Origin of the sequence: Photobacterium sp. GJ3 (genome assembly GCF_018199995.1) — a bacterium.
Taxonomy (GTDB): domain Bacteria; phylum Pseudomonadota; class Gammaproteobacteria; order Enterobacterales; family Vibrionaceae; genus Photobacterium.
Genome location: NZ_CP073578.1, coordinates 2921663 through 2948248, shown reverse-complemented (window position 1 = coordinate 2948248; position 26586 = coordinate 2921663). Strand labels below are relative to the sequence as shown.

Genomic DNA, 26586 nt, shown 5'->3' with positions numbered 1-26586 from the left:
GATGCCGGAAAAGGCGATCAGTTAACGATTGTACACAACAGAGGCAAGTCTGATGCCGGAACCTGATGTTTCACTCTCTTTCGGGACGCTTTTATCTCCCTGGCTGGATGCCGAGACGCTCACGCCGCAAGTCGCTGATATCCAGGTGACTGAACTGACACTGGATAGCCGGATGGTCTCTCCGGGCAGTCTCTTTGTGGCAATTAAGGGCCATGCAGTGGATGGTCGCCAGTATATTGCGGCTGCGATTGCTGCGGGTGCTTCTGTCGTGCTGGCAGAAGCGGAAGCGGGCCAAACAGACGGTCAGACTGAATTTCAGAACGGGATTCCCGTGGTGGCGCTGACTCAGTTGCCTGCGCGGCTTTCTGCGTTGGCTGGCATGGCGTATGCGCAACCGGATCAGGCGTTGCAACTGGTGGCCGTGACGGGCACCAACGGTAAAACGACTGTCAGTCAGTTACTGGCACAATGGGCCGAATTACTGGGACGTACTGCCGGTGTGATGGGAACGACGGGAAATGGCTTACTGGCTGATCTCAAGCCGGCTGTGAATACCACAGGCAGCGCAATTGATATCCAGCGAACGCTGGCCGAACTGGTTCGCCAGCGCGCCGACTTTGCGGCAATGGAAGTCTCTTCGCATGGTCTGGTGCAGGGGCGGGTGAAAGCGCTGCGGTTTGCGGCGAGTATTTTTACCAACCTGAGCCGGGATCATCTGGATTATCACGGGGACATGGCAAGCTATGCCGCTGCGAAGCAGAGTTTGTTTACGGAACATCAGGCGGGGGTTGCTGTCATCAATGCCGATGATGCCGTGGGCCGAGTGTGGCTGAGTGAGCTTCCCGGTGCTGTGGCTGTGGCGACTGATCAGCAGTCCTTGTCGGCGCATTCTGGTCCGAAACTCTGGCTGACTTCGGTGCAGTACACCACGCAAGGTGTCACGGCAGCGTTTGATTCCAGCTGGGGGCAGGTGAGCTGACTGCACCCTTGGTGGGGGCGTTCAATGTGTCCAATTTGCTGTTGTCGCTGGCGACTTTGTTGTCACTGGGTTATCCGCTGGATGCATTAATCGAATCCGCGCCGAAACTGCAGGCGGTGATTGGCCGGATGGAAGTTTTTCAGGCCGCTGACAAACCTATGATGGTGGTTGATTATGCTCACACCCCGGACGCACTGGAGAAAGCGCTGGCCGCTTTGCGTCAGCACTGTGAAGGTGAGCTGTGGTGTCTGGTCGGGTGCGGCGGCGAGCGGGATCGCGGTAAACGTCCGATGATGGCAGCGATTGCTGAACAGCAGGCGGACCATGTGATTCTGACGGATGACAACCCGCGCAGCGAATCACCGGATCAGATTGTGGCTGATATGCTGGCCGGTCTGACTCATCCGGAGCGTGCTCAGGTGATTCATGACAGAGCCGAAGCCTGTCGTCAGGCTCTGACTCAGGCAAGTGTGAAAGACATCGTTCTGGTGGCCGGTAAAGGACACGAGGATTATCAGATTCTGGCGGGGAAAACGATCCATTACTCTGATCGTGAAACCGTCAAGGCTTTGTTGGAGAGTCAACAATGATACAAGTGACACTGAACGAACTGGCGCAGGCGCTGAATGCCCGGCTCATTGGCCAGAGCGTCAGTATCGACATGGTTTCCACAGATACCCGGACGATTGAGCCGGGTACCTTATTTATTGCCCTGAAGGGTGAGCGTTTCGATGCCCATGATTTTGCCGCACAGGCACAATCAAGTGGTGCGGCAGCTATACTGGTCAGCCGGGAGCTTGAAACCGATTTACCTCAGTTACTGGTTGACGATACCCGGCTGGCGCTGGGTCAGCTGGGCGCATGGCTCAAAGCGAAAATGACCCGGGAGCATGGCCTGAAGACTGTAGCCCTGACGGGAAGCTGCGGCAAGACAACCGTCAAGGAAATGGTGGCATCGATTCTGAGCCTGTGCGGGAACGTGCTGGCGACAGCAGGGAATTTCAACAATGACATTGGCGCCCCGCTGACGTTGCTGCGCCTGACGCCTGAACATGACTTTGCCGTGATTGAGCTTGGGGCAAATCACGAAAAAGAAATCGCATACACGACGGCGCTGGTGCAGCCGGATGCGGCGCTCGTCAATAATCTGGCAGCGTCGCACCTGGAAGGCTTTGGTTCGATGGCCGGTGTGGCTCGGGCGAAAGGTGAAATTTTTGAAGGCCTGGCTCCCGGCAGTACGGCGGTCGTGAATCTCGATTCCCACGCGCTGGAGCGCTGGCAGCCGTCTTTGGCCAATCAGCAACTGGTGACCTTCAGCGCAAATCCTGAAGCCCAGTCGGTGCCGAATTCTGTCGCAGAGCTCTCAGCGAGCGGGATTAGCGTTAACCCTCAGGGCTGTCCTTGTTTTACAATGCATACCCCTGACGGCGATGTCAGTATTTCGCTGCCGCTGGCCGGTCGTCACAATGTGGCGAATGCTCTGGCAGCAGCAGCGCTGGCACTTGCGATGGGGGCAACGCTTGCGCAGGTGAAGGCAGGTTTGGCACAGGTCGCCGCGGTCAAAGGCCGTACCTTGATTCTGGCGCCAAAGCCGGGATTGCGTTTGATCGATGATACCTACAATGCCAGCGTCGCGTCGGTGAAAGCAGCGATTGATTTGCTCGCCGACTTTGAGGGACAGCGCTGGCTGGTCTTTGGTGATATGGCGGAAATGGGGCATGAAAGTGATCAAATGCACCGTGAGATTGCAGACTACGCCCGAGACAAACAGCTTGATCGTGTGATGACCTTTGGCAGGGACAGTGCCATTGTCAGTGAAATCAATCAGGGCCAGCACTTCAGCGACAAGCAGGCTTTGCTGGACACACTGAAAACTCTGGTACAGCAGCATTTTCATCAGGAATCCGCGAAGGATCCTCAACAACAACAAGAGATAACAGTGTTAGCAAAAGGGGCACGCAGTGCCCGGATGGAAGACGTGATTGCAACACTGCAGGACTTATAAGAATGATTTTTTGGTTAGCAGACTTACTTGAGTCGACTTTTCCTTTTTTCCGTTTGTTTGAATACCTGACGTTCCGCGCCATTATCAGTGTGCTGACGGCTCTGATTCTTTCACTGTGGATGGGACCACGCTTGATTGCCCGCCTGCAAATGATGCAGATTGGCCAGGTGGTTCGCCATGACGGGCCGGAGTCACACTTCAGCAAACGGGGCACCCCAACCATGGGTGGGGTCATGATCCTGGCGGCCATCACCTTCACAGTACTGCTGTGGTCTGATCTGACAAACCCTTATGTCTGGGCGGTGCTGACGGTCATGCTGGGCTACGGCGCGGTAGGCTTCGTTGACGATTACCGCAAAGTTGTCCGGAAAAATACCGATGGTCTGATTGCTCGCTGGAAGTACTTCTGGCAGTCGGTCATTGCGCTGGTTGTTGCGTTTGCGCTGTATGCACATGGCAAAGATACCGCTGCGACTCAGCTGGTCGTGCCGTTTTTCAAAGAAGTGATGCCGCAGTTGGGGCTGCTGTATATTGCACTGACTTATTTTGTCATCGTTGGCACCAGTAATGCGGTGAACCTGACCGATGGTCTGGATGGCTTAGCCATTATGCCAACCGTCATGGTCGCGGCTGGCATGGCCTTTATTGCCTGGGCAACCGGCAACGTTAATTTTGCCAGCTATCTGCACATTCCTTATATCAGCAACGCCAGTGAACTGGTGGTCGTCTGTGCGGCGATTGTCGGCGCAGGACTGGGCTTTTTGTGGTTCAATACCTACCCGGCACAGGTTTTCATGGGCGATGTCGGCTCACTGGCATTGGGCGGCGCTCTGGGAACCATTGCGGTGCTGGTCCGTCAGGAATTACTGCTGGTCATCATGGGCGGTGTATTTGTGATGGAAACCGTGTCTGTGATTCTTCAGGTCGGCTCTTATAAGCTGCGCGGTCAGCGCATCTTCCGGATGGCACCGATTCACCACCACTATGAACTGAAAGGCTGGCCGGAGCCACGCGTGATCGTCCGCTTCTGGATTATTACACTGATGCTGGTGCTGTTTGCGCTGGCAACACTGAAGGTACGCTAAATGAATCGCTTGGAGCAGGCAGGCAATATCGTTGTCGTTGGTCTGGGCGTGACCGGGCTGTCGGTGGTGAATTATCTCAAGCGACAGCCAGCAGCGCCTCAGATCCGAGTCATTGACACCCGCACCAATCCGCCGGGCCAGAATGAACTGCCGCATGATGTGGCGCTGTGTGCCGGTGAATGGCAGATGGACTGGTTGCTGACGGCGGATCTGATTGTTGCCAATCCGGGGATTGCACTCAGTACCCCGCAGATGCAAGCGGCGGCAGCGGCAGGCATCCCGATTGTCGGTGATATCGAACTCTTTGCCTGGGCGGCAGACCAGCCGGTCGTCGCCATTACCGGCTCCAACGGAAAAAGCACCGTCACCAGTCTGGTGGGGGAAATGGCGGCGGAAGCTGGCATACAGGTCGGCGTTGGCGGCAACATTGGTCTGGCAGCGCTGAATATGCTGTCTCAGGGCAATGGGTTGTATGTGCTGGAACTCTCCAGCTTTCAGCTGGAAACCACGTCCTCCCTGCAACTGGCCGCAGCGGCTTATCTGAATCTGTCAGAAGATCATATGGATCGTTACGACAGCCTGAACGATTACGGACTGGCGAAGCAGCGCATCTTTCAGCATGCCCGTGTTGCGATCAGTAACCGCGATGATGCCGCGACATGGCCGACAGCATTTTCAGGCCAGCAGACCAGCTTCGGTTTTGACGAGAAAGACTACGGTCTGATTCAGGTTCAGGGTCAAGAGTATCTGGCGGTCAACAGCGAGCCTGTGATGCCAAGTCGCGAGCTGGCTCTGGTTGGCCGTCATAATGTTGCCAACAGCCTGGCAGCACTGGCGCTGGCCGATGCTGCGGGAATTGATCGCGCTGCCTCCTGTCGGGCCCTTCGCCGTTATACCGGATTGCCCCATCGCTGCCAGCGTGTGGTTCAGGCACACGGGGTTGACTGGGTGAATGATTCAAAAGCGACCAATCTGGCCAGTACTCTGGCGGCACTGGACGGTTTGTCGATCCCCGGTAAATTGCACCTGCTGGTGGGCGGGGATGGCAAAGGTGCCGATTTTTCGCCACTGAAATCTGTGCTTGAACCCTTGAATGTTCAGCTGTACTGCTTTGGCCGGGATGGTCATCGGTTTGTGTCTCTGACCAGCAACCCTGTGGTGGTCGAGACGATGGATCAGGCGATGGCGATGGCGGCTGCCGAAGCGCAGGCCGGCGATATGATTTTGTTGTCACCGGCTTGCGCCAGTCTGGATCAGTATCCGAATTTCATGGCACGTGGGGATGCCTTTGTGGCACTGGCCCACAGCCTGCAGGATCAGGTACAGGGAGCGCACTCATGCTGAGTGGGCTCAAAGATGCCCTGTTCGAAATCAGTCAGTGGTTCAGCCGGCCCGCGCCACCCTGTCAGTATGACCGGCAACTGGTGTGGATCAGTCTGGCGCTGATGGTGACCGGACTGGTGGTCGTCAGTTCGGCTTCTGTGCCCGTGGCAACCCGGCTGACGGACATGCCGTTTTACTTTGCACTGCGACATGGTTTTTTCCTGCTGTGCTCCCTCGTGCTCGCTGCATTTATGGTGCAGGTGCCTTTGGACCGCTGGCGTCAGCTCAGTGTGCCAATGCTGTTTACATCGCTGGCCTTGCTGGTGATTGTGCTGGTGCTGGGACGTTCGGTGAACGGTGCGGTTCGCTGGATTCCGCTGGGGATCTTTAACCTGCAGCCTGCGGAAGTCGCCAAGCTGTCGCTCTTCATCTTCCTGTCCGGTTATCTGGTGCGGCAGTATCATCAGGTCCGGCAAAGTTTCTATGGCTTCATCAAACCGCTGGCGGTGCTGGCGCTCATGGCGGCATTACTTCTGATGCAGCCCGATCTGGGCTCCTTTGTCGTGATGTTTGTGACCACCGTGGGCATGTTGTTTATCGCCGGGGCAAAGCTGTGGCAGTTTCTGGCGATGATGGCGATGGCACTGTCCGGGATCGTGATGCTGATCGTGTTTGAGCCTTACCGGATGCGACGGATCACGGCCTTCATGGATCCCTGGGAAGATCCGTTTGGCAGCGGGTATCAGCTGACGCAGTCGCTGATGGCGTTTGGCCGTGGTGATTGGTTCGGTCAGGGACTTGGGAATTCTATTCAGAAACTGGAGTACTTACCGGAAGCACATACGGACTTTGTTTTTGCCGTGCTGGCGGAAGAATTTGGACTGGTCGGGGTGTCAGTGGTGTTGCTGCTGATCTTTGGTCTGGTGTTCAAAGCCTTGCTGATTGGCCGGAAAAGCTTGCAGTCCGGACAGCTGTTTGGCGGGTTTCTGGCCTTTGGCATTGGCTTCTGGTTTGCCTTTCAGACACTGGTGAACGTCGGTGCGGCTGCGGGCATGGTGCCGACCAAAGGTCTGACCCTGCCGCTGATCAGCTACGGTGGCTCCAGTTTATTCATGATGTCGACAGCAGTGGCCATACTGCTGCGTATTGATCACGAGCAGCGCCACGAGGCGCGGTTCGGACACGCGCAATCAAGTGAACAAAATGACAGTGAAGAAAAATAAGCGTCTGCTGGTGATGGCAGGCGGGACAGGCGGCCACGTCTTTCCGGCACTGGCGGTTGCCCGTCAGTTACAACAGGAAGGCTGGGAAATCCGCTGGCTGGGGACAGCCGATCGGATGGAAGCCGAGCTCGTTCCGAAACATGGCATTGAGATTGATTTTATTCAAGTGAAAGGCTTGCGCGGGCAGGGACTGAAAAACCTGTTGGCGGCGCCATTTCAGATCCTGGGTGCCATCAGGCAGGCACGTCGTTACATCAAAGCCTGGCAACCCGACGCGGTGCTGGGGATGGGCGGATATGTCAGCGGACCGGGTGGTGTCGCTGCCTGGCTGAGTGGGATTCCGGTGATCCTGCATGAGCAGAATGCTGTTGCCGGCTTAACCAACCGCTGGTTGTCGCGAATTGCGGCCAGTGTATTGCAGGCGTTTCCCGGCGCTTTTCCTGAGACACCTGTGGTCGGGAATCCGGTGCGCCGGGATGTCACCGAAATTGCAGCACCAGAAACCAGGCTGGCCGAAAGGACAGGACCGGTGCGAATTCTGGTTATGGGTGGCAGTCAGGGCGCGCGGATTCTGAATCAGATCGTGCCGGTGGCCGCAGCAACATTGGGGGTTCAGGTTGAACTCTGGCATCAGGCTGGTAAAGGCAATCAGGACAGTACCGAACAAGCGTACCGTGACGCGGGCGCGGTACAGTACAAGGTCACTGAATTTATTGATGATGTGGCTGCCGCCTATGACTGGGCTGATCTGGTGGTGTGCCGCTCTGGCGCCCTGACGGTGTCTGAGTTATCAGCCGCCGGGGTGGGCGCTGTGTTTGTGCCATTTATGCACAAAGATCGCCAGCAGGCCCTGAATGCCGATCATCTGGTCGCCTGTGGTGCGGCACACATGATTGAACAGCCGGATCTGACCGCAGAAAAACTGGCCCAACTGATTGCCACATTGGATCGTCCGGCTTTGCTGAACATGGCCGAGGCTGCGAGACAGGCTGCGATTCTTGATGCCGATGTTCGCGTTGCGGATGTCATCAAGGCGCAGGCAAAGAAATAAATATAGAGAACCAAGTGATGAGTAAACCGGATAACCAGCAAATTGCTAAAATCAGAACCATGGTGCCAGAAATGCGTCGGGTTGAGCGAATTCACTTTGTTGGAATCGGCGGAGCCGGGATGAGCGGCATTGCTGAAGTGCTGCTGAACGAAGGCTACCGTATCAGCGGTTCAGACATTACCCCAAACTCGGTGACAGAGCGTCTGTCTGAGCGGGGGGCTGAACTGTTTTTCGGACATGCCGAGAGCAATGTGGAAGGGGCCAGTGTTGTGGTGGTTTCCACCGCGATTTCAGCAGACAACCCGGAGCTGAAAGCCGCACGCGCCCTTCGGATCCCAGTGGTTCGCCGTGCAGAAATGCTGGCAGAGCTGATGCGCTATCGCCATGGGATTGCGATTGCCGGAACGCACGGTAAAACCACCACCACTGCACTGACGACACAAATCTATTCGGAAGCCGGGCTGGATCCAACCTTTGTGAACGGTGGTCTGGTCAAGAGTGCCGGGACCAATGCCCGTCTGGGTTCGAGCCGTTATCTGATTGCTGAAGCGGATGAAAGTGATGCCTCTTTCATTCACTTGCAACCCATGGTGTGCGTGGTGACGAACATCGAAGCCGATCATATGGATACCTATGGCGGTGATTTCGAAAACCTCAAACAGACCTTTATTGACTTCCTGCATAATCTGCCCTTCTACGGCCTGGCTGTGATGTGTATTGACGATCCGGTTGTCCGCGAACTGCTGCCTCGTGTGGGCCGTCAGGTGATCACTTATGGTTTCTCGGAAGATGCGGATGTCCGCCTGACGGATTACCGCCAGCAGGGACAACAAGGTCATTTCTCGATTTTACGCAAAGGAAAGCCCGCGCTGTCTGTAACCCTGAATATTCCGGGTCGTCACAATGCCCTGAATGCCGCGGCCGCAGTTGCGGTTGCGACCGAAGAAGGCGTAGACGACGCTGCAATCCAGCGTGCACTGGTCGAATTTGAGGGCACAGGCCGTCGTTTTGACCAGTTGGGTGAATTCGATACAGGCAATGGCCAGGTCATGCTGGTGGACGACTATGGTCATCACCCAAGCGAAGTGGATGTCACAATTCAGGCCGCGCGTGCCGGATGGCCGGAGAAACGTCTGGTCATGATTTTCCAGCCGCATCGTTACACCCGGACCCGGGATTTGTATGATGACTTTGCCAATGTGCTGGAGCAGGTGGATGTTCTGCTGATGCTGGATGTGTACAGCGCAGGTGAAACGCCGATTCCAGGTGCGGATGGCCGAGCCTTGTGCCGGACGATTCGTGGCCGAGGCCAGTTGGATCCGATTTTTGTGCCCAATACAGCGGCGCTGCCGGGTGTGTTAGCGAATGTCATTCAGGATAATGACCTGGTGCTGACGCAAGGTGCTGGTGACGTTGGTAAAATTGCACGTCAGCTGGCAGCACTGGCCCTGAACGTGAAGGAAATGAAGAAATAATGTGCTTCAAAGGTATCGTGACGCTAAAATCTGGATTATTTTGTGTCACTTTCTTTGGCTTTTTCACTAAGCTTTGAGAAAAAGAGGAAAATTCCTTCAATCGTTGATGCAGGCCGTGTGGCTGTCCGAGTGAGGTCTGACGCTGATTCCTGATACATCAAGATAAGATTCAGGAAATTGCGGACAATGGTTGGAGAGCATCGCGTTGGTCGGTATAATCGGCCAACTTTGCTGCCGTATCCGGTTTTTGGTGAAATTTTATGACAGGTAAGTCTTCACTTCGCTTGTCTGGTGATCAAAATAACGGCAGACTGAGATGATTCAGGAAATGAAGTGGTAAACCATGACTGAGGCAACCCTGAAACAGCACAACTTGGTTTCCGGTCCGTTGTCCCAATGGCGTGGTCTGAGTTTTCTCGTTTGTGTCATTGCCGGCATTATCTGGTTGCTGATGGCGGTGATCCACTGGATGACAGACGCCAACCGTCTGCCATTGTCTCAGTTGGTGATTCAGGGAGAGCTGCACCACCTGACTACAGATCAGGTTCGGCAGGGCATTCTGGAAATGGGATCGCTGGGCAGCTTTATGCTGCAGGATGTGGATGACCTTCAGCAGGCGCTGGAATCTTTACCCTGGGTGAACCGAGCCTCGGTTCGCAAGCAATGGCCGGATACCGTGAAGGTGTATTTGGTTGAGCATGAACCGGCAGCCATCTGGAATGATGAATTTCTGGTGAATCAGCAGGGCAAAGTTTTTCTTGCACCGGCCACGGATGTTGCAGGCGAACCGATGGTGACTCTGGAAGGACCTGACGGCAGCAGTGCAGAAATGCTTCAGACCTGGCGCGAAATGCAACCGGAGTTACAGCGTGGCGGATTTGAAATTGTTAGGCTGTCACTCAATGAAAGACGCTCCTGGCGAATCTGGCTCAGCAATGGCATTCGGCTGGAATTGGGCAGAGAAGCTCGATTGGAGCGAATTCAGCGTTTTTTATGGCTTTACCCGGAATTAGAACAGCAGGGCAAAGCAATTGATTATGTTGATCTGCGATACGACACGGGTGTCGCCGTAGGTTGGCAACAAAATAACGAAGATGTAGTTCAGGAATAGAGCGTGCGCTAATGACGAAGGCAACAGATAAAAAACTCATCGTTGGCCTTGATATCGGCACTTCCAAAGTGTGTGCTTTGGTAGGCGAGGCATTGCCGGACGGCCAGGTGAATGTCATTGGTGTGGGCAGCAGCCCGTCTAAAGGCATGGACAAAGGTGGCGTCAATGATTTGGAATCTGTCGTCAAATCTGTACAGCGGGCGGTTGACCAAGCAGAATTGATGGCCGATTGTCAGATTGCTTCTGTATATCTGTCCTTATCTGGTAAACATATTCGCTGTCAGACAGAAAAAGGCATGGTGCCTATTTCTGACAAAGAAGTCACACAGGATGATGTTGATAATGTCATCCATACCGCCAAGTCGGTGAAAATCAGCGACGAGCACCGCACCTTGCATGTCATACCGCAAGAGTTCGCCATTGACTATCAGGAAGGGATTAAAAACCCGGTAGGATTGTCCGGCGTGCGGATGGAAGCCAGCGTGCACATGATCACTTGCCACAATGATATGGCGCGAAACATTGTGAAAGCCGTGGAACGCTGTGGTCTGAAAGTGGATCAGCTGATTTTCTCCGGCCTGGCAGCAAGCTACGCCGTCCTGACTGCAGATGAGCGTGAACTGGGTGTCTGTGTCGTGGATATCGGCGGTGGCACCATGGATCTTGCCGTCTGGACCGGGGGCGCACTGCGTCATGCGGAAGTGATTCCTTACGCAGGCAACGTGGTGACCAGTGACATCGCTTATGCCTTTGGCACACCACCCGGTGATGCTGAGGAAATCAAAGTAAAATATGGCTGTGCGCTGAGTGAATTGGTCAGCAAAGATGCGAAAGTTGATGTGCCCAGTGTAGGTGGACGACCGTCGCGCAGCCTGCAAAGCCAGACCCTTGCGGAAGTCATTGAACCGCGATACAGCGAGTTGCTGGGTTTGGTGAATCAAAAGTTGGTGGAAATACAAGAACAACTGCGTAATTCGGGTGTCAAACACCAGCTCGCTGCCGGGATTGTTTTAACCGGTGGTGCCTCCCAGATGGAAGGGCTGGTTGAGTGCGCTGAGCGGGTATTCCGCAATCAGGTGCGTTTAGGCCGACCTCTCGGACTAAGTGGCTTAACGGATTATGTCCAGGCCCCGCATTACGCAACTGCAGTAGGATTGCTGCAATACGGAAAGGACAGTCAGACATTTGAAGATAGTGAACTGGAACCCAAACGTTCCGTGACAGGTCTGTTCACTAAAATTAGTGGTTGGCTAAGAAAAGAATTTTAAACCTGATGCGAACAGGAAAAACGGAGAGAACACATGTTTGAACCGATGATGGAATTGTCTGATGAAGCGGTAATTAAAGTCATTGGCGTTGGCGGTGGCGGTGGTAACGCTGTTGATCACATGGTTCGTGAGTCAATTGAAGGCGTACACTTCATCAGCGTAAATACTGATGCCCAAGCGCTGCGTAAAAGCAACGTCGGCACAGTGATTCAGATTGGCGGTGACATCACAAAAGGTTTGGGCGCAGGCGCAAACCCACAGGTAGGCCGGGATTCAGCCCTGGAAGATCGTGAAGCGATCCGCGAAGCGCTGGACGGTTCAGATATGGTCTTCATTGCAGCAGGCATGGGCGGCGGTACCGGTACAGGTGCAGCGCCGATTATTGCTGAAGTTGCGAAAGAGCTGGGTATTTTGACCGTTGCTGTGGTCACCAAACCTTTCAGCTTCGAAGGGAAAAAGCGCATGGCGTTTGCGGAGCAGGGCATCGAAGAGCTGTCCAAGCACGTGGACTCCCTGATCACGATCCCGAACGAGAAACTGCTGAAAGTGCTGGGACGCGGGATTACGTTGCTGGATGCCTTTGCGAAAGCCAATGACGTGCTGAAAAATGCCGTTCAGGGCATTGCCGAGCTGATCACCCGTCCGGGCATGATCAACGTCGACTTTGCAGACGTGCGTACTGTCATGTCCGAAATGGGTCATGCCATGATGGGAAGCGGTGTTGCAACGGGCGAAGATCGTGCGGAAGAAGCAGCCGAAATGGCAATTTCAAGCCCACTGCTGGAAGATATCGATCTGGCGGGTGCTCGTGGTGTTCTGGTGAACATTACAGCGGGTCTGGATATGCGTCTGGATGAGTTTGAAACTGTGGGTAACACAGTGAAGGCGTTCGCATCGGATAACGCGACGGTTGTGATTGGTACATCTCTGGATCCAGAGATGAGCGATGAACTGCGTGTGACGGTTGTTGCCACAGGCATTGGTAAAGAATCTAAGCCGGATATCACGCTGGTGACGAATTCAGCCAAACCTGCGGCACAGGAAAAGCCAGTGGTTCAGCAAGCAGCGCAGCAGCCAGAAGAAACGATCAAGCCTCAGACGACTCAGCCAGCGGCTGAGAAAGCGGTTCAGTCAGGCGCAGCAGCCACGGCAGCCAAGCCAAAGCAGCAGGCCGATCATGACTATTTGGATATTCCGGCGTTTTTGCGCAAGCAGGCCGACTGATTTCAAAAAGTTTGGGTTAGGTCACGATTGGTGGTAAGATGACCGCTTGGCTGCCATTAAAGTTTATTTTTCGGTGGTCGATATATAGTCATCAGTCAGTTGAGACGAGTAAGCAGATGATCAGACAACGTACACTAAAAAGCATCGTTCAAACGACCGGAGTGGGTCTTCACTCGGGCCGTAAAGTGACGCTTATTCTGCGCCCAGCCGCAGCAAATACTGGTGTAATCTATCGTCGTACGGATTTAAACCCGCCGGTAGATTTTCCGGCCAATGCCGATTCAGTACGCGATACAATGTTGTGCACCGCACTGGTGAATGATCAGGGCGTACGGATCTCAACGGTTGAGCACCTCAATGCCGCACTGGCGGGCATGGGGATTGATAACGTGATTGTGGAAGTGGATGCGCCTGAAATTCCAATTATGGACGGCAGCGCCAGCCCATTCATTTATCTGTTGCAATCCGCCGGAATTGAAACACTGAATACGCCAAAGCGCTTTCTGCGTTTGAAGAAAACGGTTCGTGTTGAAGATGGCGACAAGTGGGCTGAACTGAGACCTTACAACGGTTTCCGTCTGGACTTCGCGATCGAATTCAACCATCCGGCAATTGACTCTGACCAGCAACGCCTGGTGCTGGATTTTTCCAGCCAGTCGTTTGTGAAAGATATCAGCCGTGCGCGGACTTTCGGTTTCATGCGTGACATCGAATACCTCCAGTCGCAAAACCTGTGTCTGGGCGGTAGTTTCGACAACGCTATTGTTCTGGATGATTACCGTATTCTGAACGATGATGGCCTGCGTTTCGACAATGAACTGGTGACTCACAAAGTACTGGACGCGATTGGCGACCTTTATATGTGTGGTCACAACATCATTGGCGAGATGGTGGCTTACAAGTCGGGCCACGCCCTGAACAATAAATTGTTGCGTGCGGTTCTGGCTGATCAGGAAGCCTACGAATGGTCAACCTTCCAGGACGAAGCGGATGTGCCTGTCACATTTGCTCAGCCAGGCATGGTGCTCGCTTAACTGATTTTCGTTTTCTGCTCGCTGCCGATGAAAGCAACGATGTGACAAATTTGCCACTATACTTGCGATAAAAGAGTCGGTTTAGTGAGCAGAAAAATGAAAAAAAACGTGATTATTCTCACGCACGGATGGACGGGAAGTTCCGCCTTCACTGCGTTGATTGCCCGAGCTGGCTATTGGCCCGGAGACAGTACAGTTGAAAAAGTTGATTACGATACTTTTGAAAACACTGAACTGGTCACGTTAAATAAACAGCTTATCAACGAGATGGGCTATCAGGGAGACAGAGACCACGACCTGATCTCCGAGGCCTTAGTGTCAGAGCTTGCTGACCGGGCATCATCGCTAGACCTCCAGCAATACCAATCCTTCATCGAACACCTCAATCAGCATCAACCCTGGATCTGGAAAGATCCGCGACTGACTTTAACGATCCGCATCTGGGCAAAATTACTCGATCTGGATAATACTGCTTTCATTATTTTGACGCGTGACGATGAGCAGTCCTGGATCACCTCTAATCAAAGGCGTCATATTCAGAGCCGGCATTTTACCCGTCAGTACAATCAAGGGGTGACAAGTACGCTCCGGCACTTCCTGCAAACGCACCAGCAAGACTTTCTTGAATTTCAGTTTGAAGACTTACAACTCAGGCCGGAAGCGACCCTGAATCAATTGAATGCCTTCTTGGGAATTTCGTTGTCGATGGATGATCTGAAGGCGGTTTATCACAAGCCTTTGTATGAAAAATCGAAAGGGTTCAAAGATAAGCTGGAAGCTTTTGCAATCTACCTGAAGAATTACCGGATGAGAAACGGACGTCAGGCCTACTGATTGAGAGTAAGCCTGAGGCGAGCTCACTGGGGCTTTTTGGATAAGGCTGCAATGCGTTCTAAGCGGGCTTTAATTTTTGCCGGTGCATCCTGGGCCGTTTCCAATAACGCCGCTGCGGCTTTGTCGGAAATCGGCTTTCGTTTCAGGACTGGTGTTTGACTGGTTTTGGAAGGTTCGGCAGCCAGTGATGGATTGATGGTGACTTTCAGGTCCTGTAATTGTGGCAGCATCTGTTCGCGTAATTGTTTCATCAGTTGATTACGCTCATAGTTGAGTCGCATCGACCAGGCTGCTGAAGCAACTTCAATGATCAACACCCCTGACGATAGTTGCTGACCCGGCATGCCTGGGCGCACTGAAGACACGCCTGTACTTTACTGTTGAGCTGATGCAGGGCAATCGCGCGTTGCTGGATATTCCCCAGCGCGGTTTCATCATCCAGTAAACTGGCGGTGGTTTGCGGGCGGTGATCTCTCATATTCAACATCACAGAGTCGTCAGGTTGGCAGTCAAACTCAGAACGCACTCTGCGGAGTGAGATCTAAGTTTTTGTATTCGGTGGCAATGTTTCTGCCATGATTCCAAGCGGTAAGGCGTGGATTTCTTTATTATATCAAATTCAATTGCCCAAACTGAGCAAGGTTTGCAAAAGTCTTGCTGAATGGCTCCAGCGCACAAAGCATGTTATTGTGCCCTGATTGCCCTTGAAATTTAGCAGGGGAAACACAATATCTCCATCACTGACATTTGTTTTCATCCTCACTGCCGTTTGACTGCGGCAAAGGTATGCGGAGCAGGGACTGCTTCGTGATGATGGCAATTTATTGAATACTCAGCCTGCGCTGAGATCTGATATCACAAAGAGTAAAACGGCATCGCCATGTTATCAAAACTACTGACTAAAGTTATCGGCAGCCGCAACGACCGGACCATTCGACGTTTGCGTAAAATTGTTGATCAGATCAACAAGCTAGAACCTGAATTTGAAAGCCTGCAGGATGAAGAACTGAAGGCTAAGACGGTAGAATTCCGTCAACGACTGGACCAGGGTGAAACGCTGGATCACATCCTGCCGGAAGCCTTTGCAACCGTTCGTGAGGCCTCAAAGCGGGTCTTTGGCATGCGCCACTTCGACGTGCAGCTGGTCGGTGGTATGGTTCTGAACAACTGCCAGATTGCTGAAATGCGGACGGGTGAAGGTAAAACCCTGACAGCGACCTTGCCTGCTTATCTGAATGCACTGACTGGTAAAGGGGTTCACATTGTTACCGTCAATGACTATCTGGCAAAGCGGGATGCGGAAACCAACCGTGCTTTATTTGAATTTTTGGGCATGACCGTTGGGGTCAATTTGTCCCAGATGCCACCTCAAATGAAGAAAGAGGCTTATGCCTGCGATATTCTTTATGGCACGAACAATGAATTTGGCTTTGATTATCTGCGCGATAATATGGCGTTCCGTCCAGAAGATCGTGTTCAGCGTGAACGTTTCTTCGCGGTGGTGGATGAAGTTGACTCCATCCTGATTGATGAAGCCCGTACGCCGCTGATCATCTCAGGTCCAGCGGAAGACAGTTCTGAACTCTATGCCAAGATCAACACGCTGATCCCTGAGCTGGTGCGGGAAGAGAAAGAAGACAGCGAAGAATACCGTGGCGAGGGCCACTATACGGTTGATGAAAAATCCAAGCAGGTTCATTTAAATGAAAATGGCCAGGAATTTGTTGAAGAGCTGTTGAAGCGACACGGCCTGATGCAGGAAGATGATACCCTCTATTCCCCTGCCAATATTTCTCTGCTGCACCATGTGAACGCTGCCCTGCGTGCCCATGTGCTGTTTGAACGCGATGTGGATTACATCGTGAAAGACAATGAAGTGATCATTGTTGATGAGCATACCGGCCGTACCATGCCGGGTCGCCGCTGGTCCGAAGGTCTGCATCAGGCAGTTGAAGCCAAAGAAGGTGTGAAGATCCAGAACGAGAACCAGACGCTGGCATCAATCACGTTCCAGAACTATTTCCGTCTGTATGAAAAACTGTCCGGTATGACAGGGACAGCAGATACGGAAGCGTTCGAATTCCAGTCTATCTATGGTCTGGAAACTGTCGTTGTCCCCACCAATAAACCGATGATTCGTGATGACATGGGTGATCTGGTTTATATGACTGAGCGTGAGAAATTCGACGCCATCATTGAGGACATCAAAGTTCGCGTGGAGAATGGTCAGCCTGTGCTGGTGGGTACAGTGTCCATTGAAAAATCTGAACTGCTGTCTCGTGCGCTGAAAAAAGCCGGTATTGCGCATCAGGTTCTGAATGCGAAATTCCATGAAAAAGAAGCCGATATTATTGCCCAGGCCGGTAATGCGGGTGCAGTCACTATTGCAACCAACATGGCGGGCCGGGGTACGGATATTGTGCTGGGTGGCAGCTGGCAGAGCGAAGTAGAAGCACTGACTGAGCCGACCGAAGCACAAGTTGCTGAAATTAAAGCAGCCTGGAAAACGCGCCATGAAGCCGTGCTGGCATCTGGCGGTCTGCATATTATTGGTACCGAGCGACATGAATCCCGCCGGATCGATAACCAGTTGCGAGGCCGTGCCGGTCGTCAGGGGGATGCAGGTTCTTCCCGTTTCTATCTGTCGATGGAAGATGGTCTGATGCGTATTTTTGCCTCTGACCGTGTATCCGCCATGATGAAGAAGCTGGGTATGGAAGAAGGCGAAGCCATTGAGCACCCATGGGTGACCAAAGCGATTGAAAATGCTCAGCGTAAAGTTGAAGGCCGTAACTTCGATATCCGGAAGCAGTTGCTGGAGTTCGATGACGTCGCGAACGACCAGCGTAAAGTGGTGTATGAGCTGCGCGATGAACTGATGCACGCTGAGGATATCAGCGAGATGATCAGCCACAACCGTGAAGATGTGCTGAACAGTGTCATCGATGACTATATTCCGCCTCAGTCACTGGACGAGATGTGGGATATCCCGGGTCTGGAAGAGCGTTTGAAAGTCGATTTCGATCTGGAACTGCCGATTCAGGACTGGCTGGAAAAAGACGACAAACTGTATGAAGAAGCGCTGCGCGAGCGGATTGTGGCTGAGTCGGTCCGTGTGTATGAGGACAAAGAAGCGGCCGTCGGTGCGCCAGTACTGCGCAACTTTGAAAAAACCGTCATGCTGCAGAATCTCGATACCCTGTGGAAAGAGCATCTGGCTGCGATGGATCATCTGCGCCAGGGCATCCATCTGCGTGGGTATGCGCAGAAGAATCCGAAACAGGAATATAAGCGTGAATCTTTTGAACTGTTCCAGGGCATGCTGGAGAATCTGAAATCAGATGTGATTTCGATTCTGAGCAAGGTGCGTGTGCAGCAGCAGGAAGAAGTGGATCGCGTTGAAGCCGAGCGTCAGCGGATGGCGGAAGAAATGGCCCGTCGCCAGCAGTTTAATCATCAGGAAGCAACCAGCGCTGTGGCTGAAACCACAGGTGCCGGTGAAAGCGAAACGTCCGGTGAACGCAAGGTTGGCCGCAATGAGCCATGCCCTTGCGGCTCGGGTAAGAAATATAAACAGTGTCACGGTCGTATCAGCTGATCGTCTGTGATCTTAACAAAGGCCGCAATCGCGGCCTTTGTTTTTTGAGCTGGGTCGATACAATAAAGGCCGCATGCTTATCGGTGTCATCGAGCGTTAAAACAGGAAAGGCAGCGTGAATAAAAAACGAGTTTGGATCTCTGCTGGCATCATCCTCAACAGCCAGCAGGATCAAGTATTTATTACCCGTCGTCCCGAAACGGCGCACAAAGGCGGTTTCTGGGAATTTGCCGGCGGTAAAGTAGAACTGGGTGAAACGGCAGAGCAAGCCGTGATTCGTGAACTCAACGAAGAAGTGGGCATTGTTGCCACGGAGCTGGAACATTTTATTGAGCTGGAACACGACTATCCGGAAAAAGCGTTGAAATTCGACTTTTTCCTGATCAAAGCCTTTGATGGCGAAGCTTATGGTCGTGAAGGTCAACCCGGTCAGTGGGTGGCACTGGAAGCGCTGCGGGAGTTTACTTTTCCGGAAGCAAACTATCCGGTGATCGATAAATTACTGGCTCGCTGAGTGAGCACGCTGACAAGACAGGCGTTTTCCCATTCGTCTTGTCAGCGTGATTGGCTAAGCCAGTCACAGTGTCTGGCGGGATTACATTTCTTCAGACCAGCCATCTGAATCAGACAAATCCGGTGCACCCGGAATCGCCTTTTCTTCTGCAGCCCATTCACCTAAATCAATCAGCTGGCAACGTTTTGAGCAGAAGGGCCTGTACGGACTGACTTCTCCCCAGACGACATCAGCCTGACAGGTTGGACATTTGACGATCGTCGGTGTTCTTTCTTGCGACACAATAACCTCAGCAAATTGCTAGTGTGAAATCGATGCATTCTGCAACTGGTGTTGCGGCTGAGGTCTGTCCTTCATCAAAAGGCAGAAACCGAACGGCAAACCGGCTGCGGTGGCCGGATATCATAGGGTAAACCCCATAGCTCGGGCAAATCTGAAGCCGCAGCAGGCTGGCATTCTCAGCGTCATGCTGAAAAAAGCCGTTCCGTGCTGTTTGCGGTCTGTACTGGCCGGATTCACGGGTGACTCTCAACCAGAGTTGCAGCGCCTGAGCCATTGGGCGCAGTTGATCAAACCAATAGGCCATGTCGGCATGTTTGCGTTCAAGTGGCAGATGGACCCAATGATGCAAACTGGGCAAATCGAAACAGCAGCTGCCGCCAGGCAGGGAAAAACGTTGTTTGATGCCCGCCAGGAAGCGGTCTTCCCGCAGCACCTGTCCCAGACGCGGTGCGCTGATCAGGTGGTGATGAACGGAGCCAATCTGATCCAGCAGAGACAAGACCGCAGTTTGATCCACACCTTCGACGTTCAGCCATTGCTTGATCTGTAACTGCTGCTTGTCGAGATCTTTGGCCAGTTCACTTTTGACCTGCACCTGATCCAGAATATCCAGCACATCGAACAGTGCCCGGAAAAAGATCTGGTGCTGCCAGAGATCTTCGGAATCGCTGGCATGATTCATCTGAAGCAGCAGGTACTCCAGTCGCAGGTAAATACGGACTTTTTCGTTTAACGGGTGTTCAAAACGGGTTGTCTGCATGGGGTGCCCTGTCATTCGTCTCTGATTTAGTTCCGCTTTCATTTCGGACTGTTTTGCTCGCTCAGCAGCAGGTAGTGTTGATGCAGACGGGCAACATCACCGCGAAGGCTATGGCTGTCGCCGTTGTTATCAATGACATCGTCTGCGGCCGCCAGTCGCTGTGACCGACTGGCCTGAGCGGCCAGAATCTTGCGAACCTGCGCTTCATCCACCTGATCCCGGGCGGTTGTCCGGGCAATCTGGACGGTTTCACTGACATCAACGACCAAAAGCCGGTCTGCCATGGTCTGCAGTCGGTTTTCTACCATTAAGGGTACAACCAACAGACAATAAGGCGAACTTGCCTGTTGAATTTGTCGGGTCATTTGCTGGCGGATCATGGGATGCAACAGCCCGTCCAGCCAGGATTTCAGCTCAGGATCATTGAAAATCGCTTCTCTGAGTTTACTGCGGTTCAACTGGCCATCTGTCAGCAGGATGTCATGACCGAGCCGGTCCACAATGGCTTGCAGGCCATCAGAGCCTGGCGCGACCACATCCCGGGCGATGATGTCTGCATCAATAATATCAATGCCATAGTCTGCAAACAGATTGGCGACCGTTGTTTTACCGCTGCCGATCCCGCCCGTCAGGCCGATTACCAAAGTCATTGTGCATATCCTAAATAGCTGCCTACATACCAGTGCAGGACCGGTGTGCCCCACAATAAGGCCAGCCAGCCAGCCAGCGCGAGATATGGGCCAAAAGAAAACGGCGTCTGTGACGCGTTGGATTCATTGTGTTGCAGACGCAGTAAAATGATGCCACACAGGGCGCCAAGCAGGGAAGACAGCAGCACAATGAAAGGCAGCAATTGCCAGCCAGCCCAGGCTCCCAGCGCAGCTAAGAGTTTGAAGTCGCCATAGCCCATGCCTTCTTTTCCGGTCAGGAGTTTAAAGGCCCAGTACAGACTCCATAAACACAGATAACCCGCCATGGCACCAATGAGCGCGGACTCTAAACTGACCGGGCTGATTTCCAGCAGCGACAGCAGCAACCCGCCCCACATCAGTGGGAGCGTGAGCTGATCTGGCAACAGCATTTTATCAATATCGATAAAAGTCAGGGCAATGAGTGCGAAGCTGGCGGCGATCACTGCCAGACTCCATGCCGAAAAAGGAAGTACCAGTGCAACCGTCAGTGCGGCCAGGCTGCTGAGGAGCTCGATGGCAGGGTAGCGGGCGCTGATCTTTTGCTGACAGTGACTACATTTGCCGCGCAGCAGTATCCAGCTGAGCACCGGAATGTTTTCCCAGGCTCGGATTGGGTGCTGGCAATGGGGGCAGTGTGAGGCCGGAACACTTAAATTCAGGGGTTGTTGTGGCGGCACCGGACCATGCTCGGGAAAGCAGTCGGCACAATCTGCCCGCCACTGCCTTTCCATCATCATGGGCAGGCGGTGAATGACCACATTCAGAAAGCTGCCGATGATCAGGCCAAAAATGGCTGCAGCAAGCGGGTAAAGCCAGGGATAATCGATCAGCAATGCCATGAGTGAGTTCATCTTCCGTCAAGTCTGCGCAATAAAAGGCTATTTTAGCCTGATTGTGTTGCTTGTCGCGAGTTATCCAACCACTTTCATCAAATCGAAGACCGGCAGATACATGGCAAGTAACAGGGTGCCGACCAGCAGGCCGATGGTCAGGATGAGGATGGGTTCAGTCAGGGTGGTGAGGGTTTTCAGACGATGGGTGAGAGCACTGTCTTCTTGTTCCGCAATCTTGAGCAGCAGTTCACCGAGTTGGCCGGTTTCCTCGCCTACCCGGATCATCTGAACCAGTCGATCCGGGATCAGGGGGTGCTGCCGCAGAGACTGACTCAGGAACTGCCCGGCGGAGACCTGATGGGCTGCAGTCAGGTAAGCCTGCGTGAGTTCCCGGTTTCCGCAGGTGGCCGCGGCAAGCCGGATGCCGGTCAGCAGCGGGACACCCGCCTGAAAGGTCAGCCCCAGTGTCCGGGTGAATCTGGCCTGGACGGCACTGTGCCAGAGCGGGCCGATTACAGGCATGCGTAACCCCAGGCAGTGGAGCTTTTGTTGCCATGACAATGAACGCCGATACTGTCTGTGGCAGAGCCAGCCAAGCAGGATGGCGAACAGGCTGAAGGGCAGGCCCCGGCGTGCAATGATTTCAGACAGAGCCAAAACGGTGCGGGTTAACCCGGGCAATTGCTGGTCCATACTGGCATATAGGCTGACAAATTGCGGCATGACCCAGAGCAGCATCAGGAGGGTGACGGCTAGTGCAATCATGCAGACGACGACCGGGTAAATCATGGCCTGCTGTAACTGACGTTGCAGGGCATGGAAGCGTTCACGATAGGCGGCGATTTGTTGCAGCATTTCCGGGAGCAGACCTGCGTGTTCGCCCGCAGTGAGTAAACTGTCCACGGTGCTGTCCTGAGTCGGCAGAGACTGGCGAAGTGCAGCCGAAAGCGGGATCCCGGTGGCGACCTGAGACTGAACCCGGTGAAGGAGTGAACCGGCTTCCATGCGAGTTTGTTCCTGCGCCAGCAGTGTCAGCGCGTTGGACATTGGCAGCGAGGCATTGAGTAAAATACCCAGCTGGCGCAGTATTTGGGTCAGGTCCTGTGAACGCAACTGGTGGCGTCGGCGGGTCAGCCAGCCCGGCTTTCGCTTCTGGACATCCAGCAGAACCGTGTGCTGTGCTTTCAGTTGCAGCGCAATGTCTCGGGGATGGTAAGCAACAGCCAGTCCACGAATTGTGCGGCCATTGTGCTGACGGCCCCGCCATCGGTAATAGTGCAATTGCCCTGTGGTCATCAGCCAGCCTCACTCGAAGGTGTCTGTAAGTCGTCCAGCCCAAGCACACGCTGAAGCTCGCTCACACAGGTGGTGCCTTCACTCAACAGTCGTAGCCCCGCGGCGATCAGGGTGTGTTGTGCCACACACTGATAGCGCATCAAGGGGGTGGGGGATTCTGTGTCGATCCGCTGTTTTTCTGGCAGGCAGAGTTCAAAGAGACCAGTTCGGCCGAGGTATCCCTGATTACATCGTTCGCATCCCTTCGGATGGGCTGTGAAGAGAGTTGTGGTATCCGCCGGAAGGTGCGGTTGCAGAAAAGGTGGGGGTGGGGTTGTCTGTTTACAGTGCGGGCACAGGCAGCGGACCAGCCGCTGGGCAATGATCAGGCTGAGGGAGGTACCGAGATCATAGGTAGCAATACCGAGGTGCCTTAGCCGGTTCAGGGTATCGGCGGCTGAGTTTGTGTGCAGGGTCGACAGGACGAGATGGCCGGTTTGCGCCGCACGTACAGCCATGGTTGCGGTCTCCTGATCCCGGATTTCTCCAATCATCATCACATCCGGATCCTGACGCAGAAAGGATCTGAGGGCGGATGAAAAATCCAGCCCGATGGCCGGGTTGATTTGCAACTGATTCACCCCGGTCAGCTGGATCTCAACCGGATCCTCTGCGGTGCAGAGATTGCGGTGTTCCTGATTCAGGTAATTCAGACCCGCATAGAGGGACTGGGTTTTCCCGCTGCCGGTCGGGCCGGTCACCAGAACTAACCCCTGGGGTTTGTCCAGTACCTCCTGCAGTGCACGCTGCTGGGATGCGGTGAATCCCAGATGTTCAAAAGAGAGCGGAACATGCTGATGATCGAGCAGCCGGAGGACAGCTTTTTCGCCCCATTGCGCCGGTATTGTAGACAGGCGCATATCCACGGTCAGGGCCTGACTCAGCGGCAGGCGAAACCGGCCATCCTGTGGCAGGCGGCGCTCTGCAATATTCAGTCGCGCCAGAATTTTCAGCCGGGCGACCAGGCGAACGGCAAACTCGGGTGGAGGCGAGGCGTAGCGGAGTAACAGGCCGTCGCAGCGGAATCGGATATGGCAGTTCTGCTCAAAGGGTTCAATGTGGATATCTGAAGCTTTGCGTCGTATTGCATCCAGCAGCAATTGGTTCAGGTAGCGGCTGACGGGTGCATCTTCCTGCGGGTCCGGATCGGCTGTGACCTCAGGGTTCGCATCCTGGGAGACAAACTCGTCGCTCCGGACAGGGCCGGTGGTCAGTGTACTGGTGATCTGTTGTCCGTAGACACGCTGAATCGCATGTTCCAGTTGCTGCAAAGGTAACAGCAGCGGACGTACCGACAAACCGGTGATAAAGCGGCATTCGTCGATGCACTGAGTCTCGGTCGGATCGGCAATGCCGAGGTACAGGACATCCTGATCCTGCGAGAGAGGCAGCACCCGGTGTCTTTCGATTAATGGCCGGAGTGCCAGCTGATGGCACAGAGGCTGGTAATCGTACTGATGCACATCGGTCAGCGGCAAAGAAAACAGGTGCGCTAAGTGACGGGCCAGCTCACGGTCGGTAAACAGGCCGGTGTCGATTAAAGACGCATGCACACCTGTACCGTTTTGTTCAGCGGCTTGATTGACCTGCTGGCGCTCGGTGGTTGTCAGTAGACTGGCGTGCGTTAAGGCAGACAATAATGCGTGTGTCATTCATCAGTTCCCCGGACAGAAGCGGGCCTGATCATCACCCTCACAGCGGGTTTCCCAGATCAGACCATGCTCACCCCCGGCAGGATGTAACTGAACTTGCAGGTTGGCGGGTAAAGCTCCTTTTCTGAATCCGGTTGGAATCTGTGCGACAACCATGGCTTCTTCACTAAAGGTCAGCGCTGAGCCAGAGCGGGTTGCTGTGACTCTGGATTCAATGTCAAAGCCTTCGCCGTTGGGTTTGCGGAACTGCTGACTGGGTGGCACACCATTGTGGCCACTCCGGCAGTCAATGGTCTGGGAGGTGCCGGACACCGGTCGGGTCAGCAGGCAAAGACTGACGGCAGTTTTCATGGCCGTACTGGCATGCAGCATTTCTGTCGCATGCGCGCGTTGGGTATAACCCTGATAAGCGGGCATGGCGAAAGCAGCAAGAACGCTGACAATGGCAACAACGATCATCAGCTCGATCAGGGTAAATCCGCGGGAGACAGGCATTGCAGGTTCTCTCCATGAGTTCAATTGGGCTGCCAGCTTATGCAGGATACTTTCTGGCGGAAGGTTGACGGGGCCGTTTCCCGGTTCTGTTCAAACTGAAAAGTAATCGTGAAGAACTTTGCAGAACTTTTCTGGAGATGTTTCGAAAGCGCAGGCTGCAACAGCTGCCTGGCGCCATGACTGAGCGTTTCGCAGATTGATTTCGTCTGGCATGCATCAGGCCGCATTTTGAAGGGGACACTTCAACTGTTGAAAAACACTCATTATTTATGTGTGTTTGTGAATATATAACTCAGATCACAGCGTAACGATGAGCAAAAACGAAAGTATTTACATTCTTCTTACTAATGAATACGCTCACTCGCTCAAAAAACACCATCGCAAATAAACATAATAATGAGGTTTCGTCTGAATGTTTGGAATATTCAAACCCAAGGCGCATCGGCCACAGCTTGCTGCTGATCAGGTCGACAGCACCTTTACCCGCCTTCGCTGGCAACTCTTCATCGGAATTTTTGTCGGCTACGCCGGCTATTATCTGGTTCGTAAAAACTTCAGTCTGGCCATGCCATACCTGATTGAGCAGGGCTTCAGCCGTGGTGATCTGGGTGTGGCGCTGGCTGCAGTGTCCATTTCTTACGGTTTATCTAAATTCCTGATGGGCAGCGTGTCTGACCGTTCGGATCCGCGTTATTTCCTGAGTGCCGGTCTGCTGATGTCTGCACTGGTGATGTTCTGCTTCGGTTTTATGCCCTGGGCGACCGGCAGTATTACCGCCATGTTTATCCTGCTGTTCTTGAATGGCTGGTTTCAGGGCATGGGGTGGCCAGCCTGTGGCCGGACGATGGTGCATTGGTGGTCCCGCAAAGAACGGGGCGAAATTGTTTCGGTCTGGAACGTTGCCCATAACGTGGGTGGGGGTCTGATCGGTCCGCTGTTCCTGCTGGGTTTGTGGGCTTTTCAGGATGACTGGCGCGCTGCATTTTATGTTCCTGCTTTCTTCGCTTTGCTGGTTGCTGTTTTCATTTGGATGACTGTGCGAGATACCCCGCAATCTTGCGGTCTGCCGCCTATTGAAGAGTACAAAAACGATTATCCGGATGATTACGACAAGTCGCATGAAACCGAGATGACGGCGAAAGAAATCTTCTTCAAGTATGTCTTCTCAAACAAGCTGCTTTGGTCTATTGCCATCGCTAATGCCTTTGTTTATCTGATTCGCTACGGCGTACTGGACTGGGCGCCGGTTTATCTGAAAGAAGCCAAGGAGTTTACCGTAGATAAGTCGTCCTGGGCTTATTTCCTGTATGAGTGGGCCGGTATTCCGGGCACCCTGCTGTGCGGCTGGATTTCCGACAAACTGTTCAAAGGCCGTCGTGCGCCGGCAGGGATTCTGTTTATGGTGCTGGTGACGCTGGCTGTTCTGGTGTACTGGTTCAACCCGGCAGGTAACCCGACCGTGGACATGCTGGCTCTGGTAGCCATCGGTTTCCTGATCTACGGCCCGGTGATGCTGATCGGCCTTTATGCTCTGGAGCTGGCACCGAAGAAAGCGGCGGGTACAGCGGCAGGTCTGACGGGTCTGTTTGGGTATCTGGGTGGTGCTGTCGCGGCGAATGCGATCCTGGGTTACACCGTGGATCACTTCGGCTGGGATGGCGGCTTCATGGTGCTGGTTGGCTCTTGTGTCGCATCCATTATCTTCCTGATGTACGCCTTTGTGGGCGAACGCGCACATCATAAGCAAAAAGAACGTGAGCAAGCGATTGCTTAAGATTTTGCTTTAATTTTCAATGTATACGGGCCGTTTCAT

Annotated in this window: 23 protein-coding genes and 1 pseudogene; 15 read left to right on the top strand and 9 right to left on the bottom strand. The window is 53.7% G+C overall.

All coding sequences use genetic code 11. The features are described 5' to 3' along the window. Nucleotides 1–52 precede the first annotated feature (52 nt). From murE to KDD30_RS13555, 12 genes and pseudogenes are all read left to right on the top strand, one after another. A pseudogene (murE, locus tag KDD30_RS13610) lies at nt 53–1569 on the top strand (UDP-N-acetylmuramoyl-L-alanyl-D-glutamate--2,6-diaminopimelate ligase). After that, nucleotides 1566–2984: a UDP-N-acetylmuramoyl-tripeptide--D-alanyl-D-alanine ligase gene (gene murF, locus KDD30_RS13605; protein ID WP_211646327.1), complete on the top strand. Its 1419-nt coding sequence runs from the start codon at nt 1566–1568 to the stop codon at nt 2982–2984. The pseudogene murE and the gene murF overlap by 4 nt, the downstream one beginning before the upstream one ends. Nucleotides 2985–2986: 2 nt before the next feature. Beyond that, nucleotides 2987–4069, top strand: a complete 1083-nt coding sequence (gene mraY, locus KDD30_RS13600) for a phospho-N-acetylmuramoyl-pentapeptide-transferase (RefSeq protein ID WP_211646326.1) — start codon at nt 2987–2989, stop codon at nt 4067–4069. After that, the gene (gene murD / locus KDD30_RS13595; RefSeq protein WP_211646325.1) at nt 4070–5413 is read left to right on the top strand and encodes a UDP-N-acetylmuramoyl-L-alanine--D-glutamate ligase; all 1344 of its coding nucleotides are present in this window, start codon (nt 4070–4072) and stop codon (nt 5411–5413) included. Then, nucleotides 5407–6615, top strand: a complete 1209-nt coding sequence (gene ftsW / locus KDD30_RS13590; RefSeq protein ID WP_211646324.1) for a cell division protein FtsW — start codon at nt 5407–5409, stop codon at nt 6613–6615. Before murD ends, ftsW begins: the two co-directional genes overlap by 7 nt. Continuing rightward, a complete protein-coding gene (gene murG, locus KDD30_RS13585; protein ID WP_211649977.1) occupies nt 6602–7666 on the top strand; it encodes an undecaprenyldiphospho-muramoylpentapeptide beta-N-acetylglucosaminyltransferase in 1065 nt (354 codons plus the stop codon). The genes ftsW and murG overlap by 14 nt, the downstream gene beginning before the upstream one ends. A 17-nt stretch (nt 7667–7683) precedes the next feature. Then, nucleotides 7684–9141 (top strand): UDP-N-acetylmuramate--L-alanine ligase, encoded by a 1458-nt coding sequence (murC, locus tag KDD30_RS13580; protein WP_211646323.1) that lies wholly within the window; start codon nt 7684–7686, stop codon nt 9139–9141. Between the two features lie 343 nt (nt 9142–9484). Beyond that, nucleotides 9485–10252 (top strand): cell division protein FtsQ/DivIB, encoded by a 768-nt coding sequence (locus KDD30_RS13575; protein ID WP_211646322.1) that lies wholly within the window; start codon nt 9485–9487, stop codon nt 10250–10252. An 11-nt stretch (nt 10253–10263) separates the two neighbouring features. After that, the gene (gene ftsA / locus KDD30_RS13570; RefSeq protein WP_211646321.1) at nt 10264–11520 is read left to right on the top strand and encodes a cell division protein FtsA; all 1257 of its coding nucleotides are present in this window, start codon (nt 10264–10266) and stop codon (nt 11518–11520) included. Between the two features lie 33 nt (nt 11521–11553). Then, complete coding sequence (gene ftsZ, locus KDD30_RS13565; protein ID WP_211646320.1) at nt 11554–12744, top strand: cell division protein FtsZ; 1191 nt, start codon at nt 11554–11556, stop codon at nt 12742–12744. A 116-nt stretch (nt 12745–12860) separates the two neighbouring features. Further along, nucleotides 12861–13778 carry a UDP-3-O-acyl-N-acetylglucosamine deacetylase gene (gene lpxC / locus KDD30_RS13560; RefSeq protein WP_211646319.1) on the top strand — a complete coding sequence of 306 codons (918 nt, stop codon included), beginning with the start codon at nt 12861–12863 and terminating at the stop codon, nt 13776–13778. Nucleotides 13779–13874: 96 nt separating this feature from the next. Beyond that, complete coding sequence (locus KDD30_RS13555) at nt 13875–14612, top strand: sulfotransferase (RefSeq protein ID WP_211646318.1); 738 nt, start codon at nt 13875–13877, stop codon at nt 14610–14612. A 23-nt stretch (nt 14613–14635) separates the two neighbouring features. Here the strand turns inward: KDD30_RS13555 and KDD30_RS24590 are convergent, their stop codons facing one another. Both KDD30_RS24590 and KDD30_RS24585 read right to left on the bottom strand, forming a co-directional pair. Further along, nucleotides 14636–14893, bottom strand: coding sequence for a hypothetical protein (locus KDD30_RS24590; protein ID WP_249199145.1), 258 nt, complete (start codon nt 14891–14893; stop codon nt 14636–14638). Between the two features lie 29 nt (nt 14894–14922). Then, entirely contained in the window at nt 14923–15099 is a 177-nt protein-coding gene (locus KDD30_RS24585; RefSeq protein WP_249199144.1) for a hypothetical protein, read from the bottom strand. A 393-nt stretch (nt 15100–15492) separates the two neighbouring features. On the opposite strand from KDD30_RS24585, the gene secA reads away from it, so the two are divergent. Together secA and mutT are read left to right on the top strand one after the other, a co-directional pair. Continuing rightward, nucleotides 15493–18210, top strand: coding sequence for a preprotein translocase subunit SecA (secA, locus tag KDD30_RS13545; protein ID WP_211646317.1), 2718 nt, complete (start codon nt 15493–15495; stop codon nt 18208–18210). Between the two features lie 115 nt (nt 18211–18325). After that, nucleotides 18326–18724: an 8-oxo-dGTP diphosphatase MutT gene (gene mutT / locus KDD30_RS13540; RefSeq protein ID WP_211646316.1), complete on the top strand. Its 399-nt coding sequence runs from the start codon at nt 18326–18328 to the stop codon at nt 18722–18724. Between the two features lie 81 nt (nt 18725–18805). Here mutT and yacG read toward each other — a convergent pair whose 3' ends face one another. The 7 genes from yacG to KDD30_RS24810 all read right to left on the bottom strand — a co-directional run bounded on the left by yacG (nt 18806) and on the right by KDD30_RS24810 (nt 24773). Continuing rightward, nucleotides 18806–19009 carry a DNA gyrase inhibitor YacG gene (gene yacG / locus KDD30_RS13535; protein WP_211649975.1) on the bottom strand — a complete coding sequence of 68 codons (204 nt, stop codon included), beginning with the start codon at nt 19007–19009 and terminating at the stop codon, nt 18806–18808. A gap of 4 nt (nt 19010–19013) precedes the next feature. Then, nucleotides 19014–19766: a cell division protein ZapD gene (gene zapD / locus KDD30_RS13530; protein WP_211646315.1), complete on the bottom strand. Its 753-nt coding sequence runs from the start codon at nt 19764–19766 to the stop codon at nt 19014–19016. A gap of 38 nt (nt 19767–19804) precedes the next feature. Next, on the bottom strand, nt 19805–20416 hold the full coding sequence (gene coaE, locus KDD30_RS13525; protein ID WP_211646314.1) for a dephospho-CoA kinase: 612 nt from the start codon (nt 20414–20416) through the stop codon (nt 19805–19807). After that, nucleotides 20413–21297 carry an A24 family peptidase gene (locus tag KDD30_RS13520; RefSeq protein ID WP_211646313.1) on the bottom strand — a complete coding sequence of 295 codons (885 nt, stop codon included), beginning with the start codon at nt 21295–21297 and terminating at the stop codon, nt 20413–20415. The genes coaE and KDD30_RS13520 overlap by 4 nt, the downstream gene beginning before the upstream one ends. A gap of 72 nt (nt 21298–21369) precedes the next feature. Then, on the bottom strand, nt 21370–22587 hold the full coding sequence (locus tag KDD30_RS13515; protein WP_211646312.1) for a type II secretion system F family protein: 1218 nt from the start codon (nt 22585–22587) through the stop codon (nt 21370–21372). Beyond that, nucleotides 22587–24278 carry a GspE/PulE family protein gene (locus KDD30_RS13510; protein WP_211646311.1) on the bottom strand — a complete coding sequence of 564 codons (1692 nt, stop codon included), beginning with the start codon at nt 24276–24278 and terminating at the stop codon, nt 22587–22589. The genes KDD30_RS13515 and KDD30_RS13510 overlap by 1 nt, the downstream gene beginning before the upstream one ends. A 3-nt stretch (nt 24279–24281) precedes the next feature. Then, on the bottom strand, nt 24282–24773 hold the full coding sequence (locus KDD30_RS24810) for a prepilin-type N-terminal cleavage/methylation domain-containing protein (protein WP_211646310.1): 492 nt from the start codon (nt 24771–24773) through the stop codon (nt 24282–24284). 412 nt (nt 24774–25185) lie between these two features. On the opposite strand from KDD30_RS24810, the gene glpT reads away from it, so the two are divergent. After that, entirely contained in the window at nt 25186–26547 is a 1362-nt protein-coding gene (glpT, locus tag KDD30_RS13500; RefSeq protein WP_211646309.1) for a glycerol-3-phosphate transporter, read from the top strand. The last annotated feature ends 39 nt before the right edge of the window (nt 26548–26586 follow it).

Bases quoted from the DNA above. Each gene is read 5' to 3' on its own strand.
- secA (WP_211646317.1), top strand. From the start codon at position 15,493: ATGTTATCAAAACTACTGACTAAAGTTATCGGCAGCCGCAACGACCGG.
- KDD30_RS24810 (WP_211646310.1), bottom strand. From the start codon at position 24,773: ATGCCTGTCTCCCGCGGATTTACCCTGATCGAGCTGATGATCGTTGTT.
- glpT (WP_211646309.1), top strand. From the start codon at position 25,186: ATGTTTGGAATATTCAAACCCAAGGCGCATCGGCCACAGCTTGCTGCT.
- murD (WP_211646325.1), top strand. From the start codon at position 4,070: ATGAATCGCTTGGAGCAGGCAGGCAATATCGTTGTCGTTGGTCTGGGC.
- KDD30_RS13510 (WP_211646311.1), bottom strand. From the start codon at position 24,278: ATGACACACGCATTATTGTCTGCCTTAACGCACGCCAGTCTACTGACA.
- coaE (WP_211646314.1), bottom strand. From the start codon at position 20,416: ATGACTTTGGTAATCGGCCTGACGGGCGGGATCGGCAGCGGTAAAACA.
- ftsW (WP_211646324.1), top strand. From the start codon at position 5,407: ATGCTGAGTGGGCTCAAAGATGCCCTGTTCGAAATCAGTCAGTGGTTC.
- KDD30_RS24590 (WP_249199145.1), bottom strand. From the start codon at position 14,893: ATGCGACTCAACTATGAGCGTAATCAACTGATGAAACAATTACGCGAA.
- KDD30_RS13515 (WP_211646312.1), bottom strand. From the start codon at position 22,587: ATGACCACAGGGCAATTGCACTATTACCGATGGCGGGGCCGTCAGCAC.
- KDD30_RS13555 (WP_211646318.1), top strand. From the start codon at position 13,875: ATGAAAAAAAACGTGATTATTCTCACGCACGGATGGACGGGAAGTTCC.
- KDD30_RS13575 (WP_211646322.1), top strand. From the start codon at position 9,485: ATGACTGAGGCAACCCTGAAACAGCACAACTTGGTTTCCGGTCCGTTG.
- KDD30_RS24585 (WP_249199144.1), bottom strand. From the start codon at position 15,099: ATGTTGAATATGAGAGATCACCGCCCGCAAACCACCGCCAGTTTACTG.
- murF (WP_211646327.1), top strand. From the start codon at position 1,566: ATGATACAAGTGACACTGAACGAACTGGCGCAGGCGCTGAATGCCCGG.
- mraY (WP_211646326.1), top strand. From the start codon at position 2,987: ATGATTTTTTGGTTAGCAGACTTACTTGAGTCGACTTTTCCTTTTTTC.
- ftsZ (WP_211646320.1), top strand. From the start codon at position 11,554: ATGTTTGAACCGATGATGGAATTGTCTGATGAAGCGGTAATTAAAGTC.
- lpxC (WP_211646319.1), top strand. From the start codon at position 12,861: ATGATCAGACAACGTACACTAAAAAGCATCGTTCAAACGACCGGAGTG.
- zapD (WP_211646315.1), bottom strand. From the start codon at position 19,766: ATGCAGACAACCCGTTTTGAACACCCGTTAAACGAAAAAGTCCGTATT.
- murC (WP_211646323.1), top strand. From the start codon at position 7,684: ATGAGTAAACCGGATAACCAGCAAATTGCTAAAATCAGAACCATGGTG.
- ftsA (WP_211646321.1), top strand. From the start codon at position 10,264: ATGACGAAGGCAACAGATAAAAAACTCATCGTTGGCCTTGATATCGGC.
- KDD30_RS13520 (WP_211646313.1), bottom strand. From the start codon at position 21,297: ATGGCATTGCTGATCGATTATCCCTGGCTTTACCCGCTTGCTGCAGCC.